Source organism: Rhizobium anhuiense (genome assembly GCF_003985145.1).
GTDB lineage: Bacteria > Pseudomonadota > Alphaproteobacteria > Rhizobiales > Rhizobiaceae > Rhizobium > Rhizobium anhuiense.
The window spans coordinates 136,520-151,309 of record NZ_ML133536.1 but is presented as its reverse complement, the minus strand read 5'-3'; the positions used below and the strand labels follow the sequence as shown (position 1 = coordinate 151,309).

Genomic DNA, 14,790 nt, shown 5'->3' with positions numbered 1-14,790 from the left:
GGGTCCGCGGGTGCACGAGCGTGCCTGCATCACTGCAGAAACCGCATACATTTCAGTGTTATGGTACAGCCGGGCCGCACTGGTCTTCATCGCCCTTCATATCGACCCAACAGATGATATCGCAGGCAAGCTGATTAATACTGTGTTGGCTAAATGGACCCGAACCGGGATTACCCAATCGGAACGTCGAACGAAAATTAAACCGGAGTTCCGTCTCCTTGGGGTTGTTTTTTCCGATCGGTTTTAGTTGCCGCTGTATTGAACGGAGGGGTGCAAGAACCTCGCCCCGTTCATAGATCCTGAAGATCTGGTCGCCTTTTCTGTTGGCGGCACTTACTTTTGGGTCCGCGCTCGTCGAGCCTGTGACAGGTGAGGAATCAAATGCATAAGCGGTGTGTATGCGCGGGGAGGCGTACGCAGCCTGTTGAGCGAGCCCGCCACCCAGCGAGTGCCCAACTGCTATTATCTCAGCATTCGGGCCGAAGTCCTTATCTATACGGCTTGTCAGTGCTTTAACGAGATCACGGGTCTGGGCATACTGGTCGCGTGTGAAGGGGTTTAGCCGCGTCAGCCACCTCAAGTTAGCAATCCAGTCTCCGAAATCACCGAGATCGGTCCCTCGGAAAACAAGCGCTAGCCGTTTTCGGCCAGTTGCCTCCGTATCGCGCCAGAGCTGATAGCCAAGTCCTCTGATCTTAATAGGGCCGCCGGGAGTTTCAACTACTGGGTCGCTCTCCAAATAGTCGGGAAGTTGTTTCCAACGGTGTCGAGGCACCACAACACTTGGACAATAGGCGCCCCCTGCCAGCCTCTCATTATAGGCCGCCGCCGCAAGAAGAGCGTAGTCTGACAGGTGGACAAGAGCTGGATCGCGAGGTTCACGCAGCCAAATGTCAACAGCTTTGCGAGACGGATCAGGATCGCGAACAATGATCCTCGTATCCCGCGGCACCTGACATGCTTGGGTGGCAAGAAGAGCCACTCCGAGCAATATGCTTTGGCTAAAACCGTTCGTCACTGACCTGATCTCCGCATACTGGACCAATCCGATCTGAAACAACCCTCTCCTGATCGGCAATCTGCATAACCCCCACCTCGCAACGCGACAGCTCTCATTATGACAAAGGGACGCAATCATATGATGGTCTAAGGCCCTCGGCGCTGCGCATGCATCCGGCCCGATACCGTCAGGCTTCTTCGGGCGGCCGAAGAGCGCACAGCGTCATCTCACACCGTTGCAGGCTCGATGAACTTTGCGAATACAAACCCATCCTTCACCCGATCGCCCTCGAGATCTACGAGCGCCCATCGACCCCTCGTGTTTTCCTCGAATTCAAGGACATTGAGAGGCGTGCCGTCGAGCAGTTCCTTGATGATCGGAAACTCCGGTCCAGGCCCGCCCCGCAGTTTGAGGTCGGTCCGTACCCGGACGACAAACGCGCCAGGCACCACAGCCTGCGCGCCGGCCGCCAGCAGGTTCTCGACAACGCAGATAAGCTTGGACCGGATCTCCGATTGATCCAGAAAGCCGTTAACGTCCAGCGCGAAGAACTTTTTTCCGACTGTGCCGGTCCCCTGAGGAATGGCCTCGTTTCCGCCGATCGTCACGGCATGCCGCACGCCATTGCGTGTCTCGAAGCCGACGACGATGGCGCTGTGCGAAGGGTAACCAGTGTTCCGCTTGGCAAAGTCGAAACTCAGCGTGGCACCATCCCGATTGTGATGAATAAGGTCTCCCAGCCTCGGCGCATATTCAGTGATACGATGACCGCGGAACACGCCGGTATGCGCGTCACCATTTGCGATGGCGGCGTGAACAAACACGCTGTGACTCAAATTGAACTTAAACTGTTGCGGCGTCGCACCTGATTTCTTGACACAGAAGGATACAAACGCGGCGGACCACGCATTGTCATTGAGCGTGGGATTGAGATCGCGGCTGCCGCCCCCAGCCTCATAATAATCTGCGATGTGTCCTCGCAGCGGCTCGTCGCCTTCATCGATACCGTTGAACCGATCGAATTCCGCCTTGGCAATGCTTACAATCGATGGTTCAGCAACGACCGCGGCGGCGACCATGATATGGCCAGGAGCCTCCCCTGTCGCCGGGTTTGGAATCTCCCGCGCGATCTTGATGAACTGGTCGATGTTCTCGCCATAAAAATGCGTTCCGTCGAAATGCCCTTGCTGAAGACCCTTACTTTTCCTGAAATTGCCAAAGCCCGTATTATAAACGATTGCAGTGAACGCCGACTCCAGATCCGTCAGCGATTGCTTATCGTCAAGGTCAAGTTGGCGGAGAGCATGCTTGAGCTCCGTGACCATTTTGTCAACGCAGGCGTCGATGTTCTGCCAACGCTGCTCGAGGAAGAAATCGGGGTCGGTTTTGAAAAACTGCAAATCATATTGGAAGATGCCATAACCGTGGACGAACTTCTCCGGTCGCCGCGCCACCCTTTGATACGCCTCGATACCGGTGGCTTCGGCCATTTCGCCAAGCAGCCCATGTGCAAAGTCGAACATTTCCCCACCGCGGTTCGCGTCGACAAGTTCTGCCCGGTTCTTTGGAAAGGCGCTACGGTTCGGCGTGTCGAGCGTATCGCCGACAGACAATCTCAATATCTCCTCACGCGACAGGTGCAGTCGGAGTTTGCTCCAGAGTTCACCGGACTCCTGAAACGCAATGGCGCAGATCAAGTCGAAAGACAGGGGCGTTCCGGCCAGCGCCGGGACAATGTCTGACGCGAAATTGGTCTTGAACCACTTGATCTCTTCTTTGATGCTCATCGAACTCTCCTAAAGTAAGGGGCCAGGGTGGCGTGAAGGCAACGGGTTCTCTTCGGCGAAATCTGAGCACAGATCGCCGTTCTTGAATGCAATGCCGTCGAATGCTGCTGCTTCAGTTGCCGAGTTTGATTTCGGTACTCCTGAATGCTCTTTGCGAAAGCGGAGTCTTTTCGTCGTCGCAGGTCTGCGAGCCATCATCGCTGAGGATTTGAACCATCCCTGAGCCAGGGATCTGCATCAACGCCTCCGGCCGCAACGACCCGAGTGCCGGCGCCTTCAACTCCTCAGGCGATGATTTTCCGCCAAGCCAGCGGTACAGCGCGAATGGTCCTTCATCGGAAACTGGTCCGGCAACGATCAGATAGTGGTCATCAACCCGTTCGACACTGCGGATACCCAGCCCTCCGAGATCCAGGCGGAAGGGTTCACCAAGCACGGCACTTCTTTCAGGATGGCTGATAACTTCGGCGGGATTGGTGAATGGAATCACTACAGCTTTGTCGTCGATCGTATCGCGAAGGCCGATCAACAGCGCCCCATCTGGCGCCGTCGCCAGTCCCTCGATATTAAGCTCGGATTTCTTGTCTCCGATCACGCCGAGGATCGCGTCGCGCAGCCGGAGGAAATCCCCCTCCCATTGCAAGGTGGCCGCCTTGCCTACGGCGACGACCTTTGTGGCAAAGAATATCTTGCGCTTGTCTTTGTCCTCGCCGCTGCTGTTAAGCGAATGCGAGCTAATCCAGTAGACGATCTCTCCCTCATCGTCTCGCGCTGCAGCCTCGATATCGGATTTGTCAAATCCACTCGGATGCTCAAAATCGAGCGGCACCCCCTCGGATTTGTCATTTCTCGTATAAAGCCGCAGAATATTTGTTTCGTCGCTAGCAACAACGAAATGATCATTGTCGATGTACGTGGCTGCCGACGCCTCGCACAGGCCCTTATAGTGTATCGGATTAGGGAACTCAGAAGCCTGTGCCGCTCCGAGCAAAACCAACAAACCGCCCAACGACCAGACCTGGAATCGCACATGCCCCTCCGTTTCACCGCCCCCACTGCGGTTGACTTGAGATTATTACTCAGGCGAACGAGGTATCTACCGCGACTAATATGTTCATCGTTATGTTTATTTTCGTTTCTTCGGTGCATATCTAACAAAATATAGTCAAAAGTGCTCAATTATTCATCCTGAAAGAATTCATTTTGTCTCTCGTTCTCCAGTATGCTACATAAGATTGTATCTTATCAAATTTTGTCTCTTACACAAGTAGAGAATCTTAGTTATTCTAATAACAAATATTCTACACTTCCTACAGGTAAATTCTGCCCTTGCCCGGTTGAAATAATCCATTTTGAGAAAGCTCTGGCCCATTGAGAGGACCAGGGATGAAGCGCTTGAAGAACTGCCTTGCGGTTTGTCTGTGCTCCAACACTCAAAGCTACCGATGTTCAAAAAAAAGGTCAGGATCGGTGCTATTCAAGTGTCTCCTAGTGTAGTCGTCGTCGACGATTATTACTTGTTCCGCCGCATCAACAAGCTGAACTTGGCTCAATGCCTCACGACTGCCTAATAAGTCCCCTTTATCATTCAGGGCGATCCAGCTCTCGGGAGACGTGATACGCATATGAATGAATGCACTTCCTGTGTTCGCGTCGATAATCGAAAGACCGAAAGCTCCGAAGACCCTGATCCTGCTCCCATCGGGCGAATATGCGAGCTTCTGAATCTCGCCTATGTTGGGAGAAATGCGTGCCTTGAAGACTCCTTGTAGCGGGTCCCAAAGATCAATGAGACTTCCGTCAGCCACAGCAATCGCATCTCCCTTCGGAGAAAAGGCAAATTCAGGCCACTTGAAACGAGTAATAATGGTGACAAAACTGCCTACTTCTCTCAGGTTCCAAACCTTTACACGTTTCTCATGCGCTTCTGCGGTCGCAAGAAGATTGCCGTCCCACGAATAGCTTACTCGGCCGGCATTCCACGCCTGCAATGGGAGTTCAAAGACCGGGGCGCCTGTATCAGTCACCCAAGTTCGTACGGCGGCTCTATCTGCGCCATCGTGCAGGCTCCGCTCCACGGAGGCGGCAAGGGTCTGGCCGTCAGGAGAAAAGGCTAGACCCCATGCAATAGGCAAGTCATCTCCACCGGGAATCTCCCGCTTTCGCGTACCTTCAGGTACGTTCCAGATATCTATACTATACGCTCCGGTACCCACAGCAACAGATCTCGAGTTGGGTGAAAATCTAACGTCGGCCACTAGTCCGGCAGGCGGGATGACAAATTCTAAGTTTCCATTTTTCGCGTCAAGGATGTGCGTATCGCCACCAATTTTTGCAACAGCAAGCCAAAGTCCATCGGGTGAAATGTCCTCGAGCTTGTCGTATTCTTCAATGCCGCCCAAGACCGATGCAATACGTCCCTTCTCGAGGTCAAAAATGGTTATTGTGCCCGCGCTCGTATCGATCCAGGCCGCAATCGTTGCATAGTCCGTGAACGCGCCCCATTGGACTGTGTAGCCGGTAGCCTTTTGACCCCCGATTTTTGTCCATGATTTCACGTCCCATCGCACAAAACCATCTTTATCGGTTGCCCAAGAAAGTTCGGTGGGCGAAGCGAATTTTATGAACTTAGAGCCATCGAAATCGGCACTAGTAGCTATCGTTTCCAAGCTACCATCGGAAATATCGATCAGGCTTACAGCCGAGTCATTTCCTCCTCCCGGACCGACCGCCACCGTCTTTCCATTTGAAGAGAAAACGACGGGACCAGCTGAACCGTGAAGCTCTGTTGTTGACAGCATTTCCCAAGTTGAAGTGTTCCATACGGAGAGCACATCGGGGTTTGCTGAGTAGTCCGCTGCCAGCAACCCGCCGTCTGGGGAAAAGTCGAGCCCAGCAACAGAGCCGATATTGGTAAGGCTGGTGAGCACATCAAACCGGTCAAAGTTGTTAGTCGACCACACCCTTATTGCGCCTGCCCAGTAGCCGGCCGCCAGTTTCTGATCATTAGGAGAAAATGCAAGGGTAAGCACGTTGTTGCGGATGGACTCGTGTGGCAGCCGGCCAACCATTTTGCCTCGAGTAATGTTCCAGAGATAGACTACCCCATCCTCAGTCCCGGCCGCGATATGTTCGCCGTTATGCGAAAAGGCGATCGATGTAATTGCATCTTGGAGTTCAGTGGCTAAAGTTCTCCGTATGCGACCCGAAACTGCATCCCAAATGATAACCTTTCCGTCGGTTGTTCCGCCTGCGAGGAGTTTTTCATCGGCTGAATAGAGGGCCGTTCCGCCTATCCCAGGATAAAACTGAGGGTACAGAACGATCTCTTCAGCCGCTGCGTTCACCACGAACAGCCTTCCACTGTACGACACCAAGCCCCTCGTACCGTCAGATGACAGGGCCAGCGGAAGCGCGTTGGCAGGTGCGACCATTGATCTCAGCGTTGCTCCCGTCGGAGTTCGGATATTCCTCGACGTTTGACCAACATCGCCGAGCACGGAGAAGAAATGTGTCGATATGGTCGCCACCGCGACCTTATCTATCGGAAAGGTCTGCCTCCTGTTTCTTAGCGATAGGACGCGTTCTCCTGGAATGCCCCACCCTAGCTGAACTGTACCGTTCTTCAGTCCACCATTCCCGACCGCTACAAGCGCCCCAGTAACGTCAAATATGGGAGAACCCGAGTCACCATGCAGTAGTGGACCTTGAACATGAAGGACAGGGAGATCGACTGAAGGAAATCCCAGTGTTTCAAGTTCATCGCGAGCACTTTGGTTCAAGCCCGGCTTCAAGGTCGCTGGCGCAATGTCACTAAGCCAAAGGCGGACAGACCGCAAACCGCTCGTTGCTTCTGGGAAACCAGCCAGCCACATTGGCTCTCCGGGCGAAGGCGTGACTGTTCGATCAAACCAGGCGACCCAATCCGGGGGACTGTCAACTTCCAACAAGGCCAGGTCACCGTCCACATCAACGGACCTAATGCGGGCATTGCGAACAACAATACCAGAATTTTCACTGCCAGCCCCGGAGCCGGCTCCGCCAAATTCCACTAATATGTTGTCCGCACCGGCCACTACGTGAAATGAAGTAATCACTTCCGAAGCACGCTGCCATGTAAATCCACTCGCAATACGCCGAGGGGACAGGTTATTGGAGTTTACGGCAATAATTCTGACAGTACTTTTCTGGATTTGCTCGATGACAGTGATCGGCAGCGCTTGGGCGAGTGCCGAAACTGGCGCGAGCAAAAGAGTTAAGAATACTATTATGGCCTGCCGGTCTCGAAGAACCATACTGGACGCCCTCCGATTACCCAATTCACCTCAGGCAATTTTCACTGCCGAATTCGATATGGAACAGAGCTAATATTCATAGTGTAGCACATCGTCTCAGCAAACAGCAAACTACGCGGTTGAAATCTTTTGCGCTATAGTTAAACGAGACGAGGAAGGTGCCGCGTATAAAATTGGGGATTAACCGATGAAAAGTCTATGGTTACTCGCAGTGAATACGATAGCCGGGGCGGCTCTAGGAAGTTTCTTGGGGTTACTAATTGCGCTGTCTCAGTCCCCAGTCGTCGCACCAACAATCAGTGTTCTGGTGGCTGCTGCGGTTGTGTACCTAACACTAAACGACGCTCTCCCGATCCAGCGTAGTACTTCGATCTCGACGGAACTACATCTGCGAACCCTCGGCTTTTGCGTAGGAGGTATAGCGGCGCTCATTGTAGGTCTCCAGATCCGCAGCACGAACGGACTGAGTGAAAATCAGCTAGTCGCCGACTACCGCTCACTTTTGGAGATTGGAGTTTTGCAAGATGATGCTCGGAAACTTGTTTCCAACTCGTATACCCAGTTGGCGGGCGCACGGAGTGAGGCAGAAAGGCTGGTCGGAATGTCAGTCTTGTTCTCCTCAGATGCCCAACCGGCGAATTGCGACGAAATGCGTCCCAACCGGTTTGCAGATGACACGAGCCTTCGAGCGAAATACATTAATGAAGGCTCACCCTGGACGAAGGCTGTCGCCCTATACGACATAACAAATCGCAGCGATGCCCCGATCAATATTAGAACGTATCTCACCACCGCATATGCAACTATTTGCCAAAATTGATTATCGGGTTCATCCTCAATTTTTGTGATTCAGCGGCAGCATTCTCGTCCTCATCGGTTCCGCACCGGCGCGACTGTACATTGCCCGCTTAGCACCTTAAGGGGGTTGATCTGCCCTTCGGCTTGACCGTTGCTCCACGTTGTGAGCGGTTTGCGCTCCCACCCAAGAATACCAGGCTGTTTCGGCTATCAAGCTGCGAACTTGCTTTTTCCATTGTATCCTTCGCTGCCTCACCCACCGAATACATGAGGTCTATGGCCTAGCTTAGCTAGCGAACCGAATCGCATGAGCTCGACCGTCGTGTTCAGCGCAAACGGCAAACAGCCCGTAGCGCGTCTCGAGCCAGCATGAATTGCTAAGAGATTGGTGATGCCGAACCTTCCCTCGAGATTTTCGAGTAGAAATCCAGCATCCGACTGGTAGCGGATCGGCTTGCGGTTGGCGGATATGATACGCCCGCCGCTCCGAAAAACAGATGACGGCCTTCAGACAGGTGACGGCGTCACGCTTGGCGACAGGCCCTTGTTGATTTCCGCTGAGAGCTGACCCGGCACAGCCAGATATTTCCATTGGGAATTGGCTCTGACTCACATTTGCTGCTGTTTAGGATGATGCTTTTGCTAATTTATCGGAGGATCAGCTATGCCGCGACGATTTCAATGGGCGAGCCTCGCGCCGTCCGGCCTTGCAGTCGACGAAGTGATGGTCGTCGCAGAGGGCATCGTCAACTTAACGGAGTGTGGACATCGGTGTGCGATGCCGGGTCATGACAAACCGTGATCCTCTCTATCGCCGACATCGCTTTCCCGCTGAAGTCATTGCTCAGGCCGTATGGCTCTATTTCCGCTTTCCTCTTAACCTGAGAATGGTCGAGGACATGTTGGCGGCTCGTGGCATCATTGTATCTCATCAAACGATCCGTCAGTGGGCAGAGAAATTCGGGCTGGCTTTTGCAAACGACATCCGCCGGCGCTCAGTTGGCCGGCTCGGTGACAAGTGGCATCTCGATGAGGCCGTCGTTTCAATGCGTGGCAAGAAGCACTGGCTGTGGCGCGCTGTGGATCAGGACGGTTTCGTCCTGGAGGTTCTTGTCCAAAGCCGCCGCAATGCCAAGGCAGCCAAGCGGCTGATGCGTAAGCTCTTGAGGGGCCAAGGACGATCGCCGCGTGTGATGATCACCGACAAGCTTCGTTCCTACGACGCCGCAAAGCGTAACCGATGTTCTGCTCCCACGTTGCTCTGGTAGCCCTGATCTGTGATCGCCTATCCCCCGATGCCGTCTCTGCCAAGTCTGGAAAGCAACAATTTGGACCTCGTGAAGGTCCACACCTGGCAGCTCATGTGTCGACGGCGTCACCGCCCCGTATTCCACCAGGAAACCAATGAACCGGCGCGCGCGATTTACATATTTGGCCGACAGACGATCGGCTTGCCGGCTGCCAGGGCAACGGCATCGGTGCTGCGCAAAGCGGCGAACGACATCGTCGTCAATCTCTGTGATGGCAATCTTCGTGCTCTGTAGCGGTAATCCCCCCGGTAATTAACGGGCTTCAAAAGTAGAATTTTCTCGGGCTTTATGATCGAGTAGATTTTGATGAAGACGAGCAGATTCAGCGAACCCCAAATCCTTGCCATCCTGCGCCAGGCAGAAGGCGGCGTTCCTGTGCCGGAGTTATGCCGGGAACACGGGATGAGCAATGCTAGCTTTTACAAGTGGCGTTCGAAGTATGGCGGCATGGACGCCTCGATGATCAGCCAGATGAAGGCTCTGGAGGATGAGAACCGGCGGCTGAAGAAGATGTATGCCGAGATGAGCATGCAGGCAGAACTGCTGAAGGAAGCCTTGGGAAAAAAATAACACGGCCGTCTCAACGCCGAGAGATGGCCGGGAAAGCAGTGGCGTTGCACGGGGTGAGCATTGCGCTTGCCTGCCGCACCTTCGAGGTCAGCGAGACCTGCTATCGTTACAGCGCCAAGCTGAACGACGAGAACGAGCAGATCGCCGATCTCCTGATCGGACTGGCGCGGGCAAAGAAGACCTGGGGCTTTGGCCTGTGCTTCCTTTACCTGCGGAATGTCCGAGGACATCGCTGGAACCACATCCGCATCAATCCAAGGCTAGCCGCAGGTCTAGACATAGATCCTCACATTCAGAAAAGTCGTATGTCCGAAATATCCCGCTCAGCATCAGCAGCGCCAGATGGGGTCTCCTTGCCGCTTACATTTGTCTGGTGAGAGCCGCAAGCGAGGAAGTCCGCCGGCATTCGACGGCCGCCGCTGGTTAACGAGTTTTATGGTATCCCGAGGCGAGGAAGCTTCAAAATGTCCGCCTCTGGGACACATCGACCTGACGGCCGTCGCTCTCGCGGTCGATCATGAGCTTACTTGTACGGCTGCCGCGGCCTCGCAGGATATCCCTCAACATATTCCTCAAGCAGCCCAAAATGATCAAGGATCCTGAAAGGATTGTTTGCGGCGGCTCGCTAATCGTTGGGGTCATCGATAGAACACCACGGACACAGATCTCGTTTGTCTCTCAGCGGCTCCGAGCATTCAGCACATTCCGCAATCGGAGGGGCTATCTCCCCGTCCGCAAACACTCTGCTGCGGCCTGCGCCTGTGATCATATAAGGTGTCGGATGCCCCAGAGCGCACGCTATAGGGGTTTAATATATAGAAATAAACTCTAGTGGTTCGACATCCTCAGTAATAAGGTTTGCGGTTTCGCCTCGGCTTAGAAGTTTTTTCTAGATTCGGTTTCGACTTAAGGCTGGCCATCGTCTCATTGACGATCGAGGAAATCAGCTGCAGATTTGAGATCACTTCTTCCGGTACCGGGTTATCGAATAGCTCGCTCGACGATGCTGGCTTTGCAGATTGCGTGCGACCAAATCGAAATGCTGCCGTGACCAACGGTAGCAACTCGACTTCGATCTGGTTAGAGTGACCGATCTTGCGGCCAAGGTCGTCCATTCCAAATCGGGAAAGAACCTTAAACTCTTCAAACCCGATATCTGCCTTGGGAGGCATGTCGAAGCTTTCGACATCGTGTATGTCGCGGCTAAGTCGACGCCCGATTCCGCCAAACGCACTCAGCAATGCGAGAGGGCTCTGCAAAGTCGCGAAAAATACGTACCAGAATGCGGCTCCGGGACCGCTTCTTGTCATGAGGATATCGATATGATCAAGGGAGTTCGGTGCCACTTGAGTTGCCAGAAAACCCCGCGCTGCGTCGCGGTCTTCTGTGCTCGCACTTAAACCCTGATCCTGCAAAGACTTCTGCAGCAAGGAGCCTCGCTCCTCCCGTGGAGCTTTTGAAATTCCTTCCAACGAAACATCAATACCGACCTTGGCGGAAATGTCTCTCCAGGCCTGATCGAGTTCGACACGATCCGAACGGACAAGAGCCTCGGTGAGCTTCTGCACCACCGAAGTCGATTGCTTTTCGTGAAAGACGCTTGCCGCCACCCGAAGCACTGCGAGTGCATGCTTCGATACGGAGGGCACCAAATCACCCAGGACGCCACCGTTCAAAACTTCATATATGTCGAGCCATTTGTCTGGAAGCGATGGCAGCTGGCTTTCCGGGGTTCCCGCACTCAGCGCCCGCGCCCAAACATAGCTGAGCGTGCGGCGGCAGGCGGCGGGGCTTGCCTGTCGCAATTTCATTATTCCTTCTGAGTGGAGTTGGACTTCGACGAGTGAAAGCATCGCGACCGCGTCGATGACGACGGACGTCACTAAATGAGAATCGCCGCGTGGTGCATCGAGAAATGCTCTTGCGGCCTCGAACGGGACAAGCCGACAAAAAGCGGAGAAAGGGGAAACGGCGTTTGGATTGGCATTAAGAGCAGCCAGCAAGTCGCTAATCTCGCCTTCGCGTGCAATTGCCAAATTTGGAAACGACATCTGATTCAAGGGCTGTTGCCCCCAGACGACCGTCACACCGCCGGTTTCCTCTTTCAAAACCGCTTTCAAGTCTAAGCGTCTCGATCTCTCAATGACAGCGTCGGAGGTTCCAGAGGCAAAAACCTCCAGAAACTCTCGTCTAGATAAGGACGCTGTCCACATTGTCTCATTCCTTGCCAAAAATACGAGCCTTTGTAACGATCTTACTACGAGGAATTACAACACTGATAGCGCCGTCGAGATAAGCCGGTATTTTTTTATCGTAGTAAAAGCTCAGCGCCGTTTTGGCACGCGTCACGGCTGTATAAGCAAGTCGCTTCTGAACCCCACCCATACGTGAGAGGTTATCGAGCCCGGCAATGTGCACGCATCGAAACTCAAGACCTTTTGCCGCCGACATTGAAGACAGCCAGATCGGAGCTTGCGGATCAAACTCATCACTTTTGCAGATAGTCAGTTGGGACGCAAAACCCAAGCCTGCGAGATGATCCGCGATGAGCAGAACGTCTTCATTCTTAGGGCAAAGAACACCGATCTTCTCCCCCGGATACGCCACCAGCTGATCGGCGATCTGGTCTGCGATGGCTTGTGCCTGTTCCGCAATCGAAAGATCTGACTTGGTGGTGACCTTCACAGGATATGCCAGCTCATCGTACTGCGCATTGGGCCTTAACGGAACGTGTGACGGATAGCCTGCGAGTATGGCGTCTGCGATACTGCAGATATCGCGACCGTTCCGAAAATGATAGTTAAGACCATGCTTTATGGTGGTTGCTGCCTCAAGCTCAGCAAAGCAGCTGTCAACCTCGAACACCTGTTGATGCTCATCAGCTGCCGCAACCAGGACTTTCGTCAACGCAGCGAATATCTTGATCTCTTGAGGCGTATAGTCCTGTGCCTCGTCCAGCAAAAGCGCATCAAATAGCTTCGTGACCTTACCGCTGTTGATCAATGCCTGGACGCCATCAGCTCTCAGCTGACGGGCTTGCTCCAAGTCCATGCCACTTGCATCGAAACCCTTACCGTTCTCGCGCAGGATATCGTTGAACAGCCTCGCATGAGTGGTGATCCTTTCGACAGGAAATTTATATTGTGCGCCGCCGATTTGAATGAAGCTTTTCAATAACGAGCCGAAGACAACGACCTGCAAATTCGGGGATGCACCTAACGCCAGATAATTCGCGCGGAGCAGCAGGAGATTGGTTTTGCCGCTACCTGGTGGGCCCTGAATCAAAATGCTTTCATCGGCGGCGATGTCGAGAATTGCCATTTGCTCGTCGATAAGATCAGTGTCGTCTTTCCACCAAGTGCTCATATGCCGTTCTCTTCCGCTGATAGAAAGTGGATCGCATCGCCAGCAACCGACCCTGTCTCAATTTTGGTGTAATAGCTTTCTAATGTCTCAAGAAGCACAGCCTGAAGCAGTGAGCTGCTGTACAAATCCTCTTCAGAACCTTTAAAAATCGTGCGCTGGTGGTTCAATTCGGATGCTTCGATGGCCCTAGAAGAAAGCGCGTCGCTGTAACGAATGACATACTGCGGAGTGCCTTCATTGTCGTCCAGGTTCGAGATCACAAATTTTAGGGCGAGCGGAAACTCCATACCCTTAGCTTCATCCGCACTGAACGAAAGCATAATTTCACGACTGTCGTTCTCAGCCTCAAAGATATCGGATCTCCGAAGAGGGAAGTATGCAGCTTCCGCAAGGATAGAAGCCAAGCGTGTGTCGAGCTGCTGAGCGAACTGGTCCATCCTCTGCAAGAACAAACGTCGTCTCTCCGCGTCTGCCAAGCTGGCCGTCGACATGTTAGCCCTTGCGAGCTTCTGCCGTTCCAGAATAGACAGTTTGCGTGCCTCGGCGTCGACATTCTCCGGCTTGGCGGCGTCCTCGAAGTCACTCCAACTTAGCATCTCCAGACGAACTTCGGGGTTCTTGACCAAGGCACGGCGAGCTAAGAACATTAGGCGGGGCTCGCCGCCGCTAATGTTAGGCGTCGTTCCGCGGACCGCATCAACCAGCAAAGTAAAGGGTTCGCTCACGTCCGCGAAAATCGGCTTCTTCATCAGCAGATCGTGCAGCACCGCGCCCATCTGATAAAAGGTGACGGCCCGCCAACCCTCTATCGTATCTTTCTCCTTGCGATCCAAGAATTCCGGGGAGCTGTAGCGCAGAGTACCAATGAATGGCCGTTGATCTGCATCAGTCAGGTTGGAGACCCCTATCGGAAGTAGTACACCTAGATCGAGGAGAATGGCGCGACTGAAGTCATCACTGATCGCGATGTTCTCTGGTTTGACATCCCGGTGAGCCAAGCCAAGGTCTTCGAGAAACCGAGCTGCGGAAGCTATCTGTGAGACAAGGGTTCCGTAATTCTCAGGCGGAATTGATGACCCAACCTGATGAAAGTTTTTGAAAGGCAGGCGTTCCATAACGACGAATAGGTGGCCGGTGGCAGCGCACTCCCCACCTTCCAATATCCTGACCAGATGAGGATGCCTTTTGCCAATTAGCTGTCGTTCGCGGTTGATACGCTCCAGCTGAACAGCCCTCCCGTAGCGTTCGATTAGCTCGGGATGAAATATTTTTACGGCGCCTTCGACACCGTCTCTAACACCTGAAAGCACAACGGCAGACTTGCCGTTTCCTAGAATGCCATCGATAGCCCAACCGCCAACGCTGTTCCCAATAAATCCTTCGGCGAAGATTTTCGCCTGTGCACTGTCCATCGGATTACTTCCCCACCCACCGACGCACTAATCAGTGCCTCACGAATCTCAATTTAACGCTCTGCTTGTATCGAACAAATACAGGGTCTCGGCAAGATTATCGCACGCCGAGACTGTAATAAATTTAGTATCCGTCGCTAATCCCTCCTGGACGATCGTTGTCATGAAGGGAGAATCATACCAGCTGTCTCCTGCGGCTGACGAAATCACTCGGATTGAACGATATGGACGAACTTAATATGAACGTCCAGA

The 14,790-nt window shown here is 53.5% G+C and carries 8 protein-coding genes and 2 pseudogenes; 3 read left to right on the top strand and 7 right to left on the bottom strand.

Annotated features, from left to right (window positions below; genetic code table 11):
* Window positions 1-58: 58 nt before the first annotated feature.
* The 4 genes from EEQ99_RS28820 to EEQ99_RS28805 all read right to left on the bottom strand — a co-directional run bounded on the left by EEQ99_RS28820 (window position 59) and on the right by EEQ99_RS28805 (window position 7,082).
* A complete protein-coding gene (locus tag EEQ99_RS28820) occupies window positions 59-1,060 on the bottom strand; it encodes a Tle-like phospholipase domain-containing protein (protein WP_127431501.1) in 1,002 nt (333 codons plus the stop codon).
* Between the two features lie 167 nt (window positions 1,061-1,227).
* A complete protein-coding gene (locus EEQ99_RS28815; protein ID WP_127431500.1) occupies window positions 1,228-2,787 on the bottom strand; it encodes a DUF2272 domain-containing protein in 1,560 nt (519 codons plus the stop codon).
* 112 nt (window positions 2,788-2,899) lie between these two features.
* Window positions 2,900-3,817 carry a DUF3616 domain-containing protein gene (locus EEQ99_RS28810; RefSeq protein WP_127431499.1) on the bottom strand — a complete coding sequence of 306 codons (918 nt, stop codon included), beginning with the start codon at window positions 3,815-3,817 and terminating at the stop codon, window positions 2,900-2,902.
* Window positions 3,818-4,226: 409 nt separating this feature from the next.
* A complete protein-coding gene (locus EEQ99_RS28805) occupies window positions 4,227-7,082 on the bottom strand; it encodes a WD40 domain-containing protein (RefSeq protein ID WP_127431498.1) in 2,856 nt (951 codons plus the stop codon).
* Between the two features lie 1,586 nt (window positions 7,083-8,668).
* Here EEQ99_RS28805 and EEQ99_RS28800 point away from each other — a divergent pair.
* From EEQ99_RS28800 to EEQ99_RS28790, 3 genes and pseudogenes are all read left to right on the top strand, one after another.
* A pseudogene (locus tag EEQ99_RS28800) lies at window positions 8,669-9,115 on the top strand (IS6 family transposase); the annotation flags it as partial.
* Window positions 9,116-9,208: 93 nt separating this feature from the next.
* Window positions 9,209-9,424 (top strand): hypothetical protein, encoded by a 216-nt coding sequence (locus EEQ99_RS28795; protein WP_127431497.1) that lies wholly within the window; start codon window positions 9,209-9,211, stop codon window positions 9,422-9,424.
* Between the two features lie 72 nt (window positions 9,425-9,496).
* A pseudogene (locus tag EEQ99_RS28790) lies at window positions 9,497-10,012 on the top strand (transposase); the annotation flags it as partial.
* 593 nt (window positions 10,013-10,605) lie between these two features.
* On the opposite strand, the gene EEQ99_RS28785 reads toward EEQ99_RS28790, so the two are convergent.
* The 3 genes from EEQ99_RS28785 to EEQ99_RS28775 form a co-directional block, all read right to left on the bottom strand.
* The gene (locus EEQ99_RS28785; protein ID WP_127431496.1) at window positions 10,606-11,880 is read right to left on the bottom strand and encodes a hypothetical protein; all 1,275 of its coding nucleotides are present in this window, start codon (window positions 11,878-11,880) and stop codon (window positions 10,606-10,608) included.
* A 97-nt stretch (window positions 11,881-11,977) separates the two neighbouring features.
* The gene (locus tag EEQ99_RS28780) at window positions 11,978-13,126 is read right to left on the bottom strand and encodes an ATP-binding domain-containing protein (protein WP_127431495.1); all 1,149 of its coding nucleotides are present in this window, start codon (window positions 13,124-13,126) and stop codon (window positions 11,978-11,980) included.
* Window positions 13,123-14,538, bottom strand: coding sequence for a protein kinase domain-containing protein (locus EEQ99_RS28775; protein WP_127431494.1), 1,416 nt, complete (start codon window positions 14,536-14,538; stop codon window positions 13,123-13,125). Before EEQ99_RS28775 ends, EEQ99_RS28780 begins: the two co-directional genes overlap by 4 nt.
* Between the last annotated feature and the right edge of the window lie 252 nt (window positions 14,539-14,790).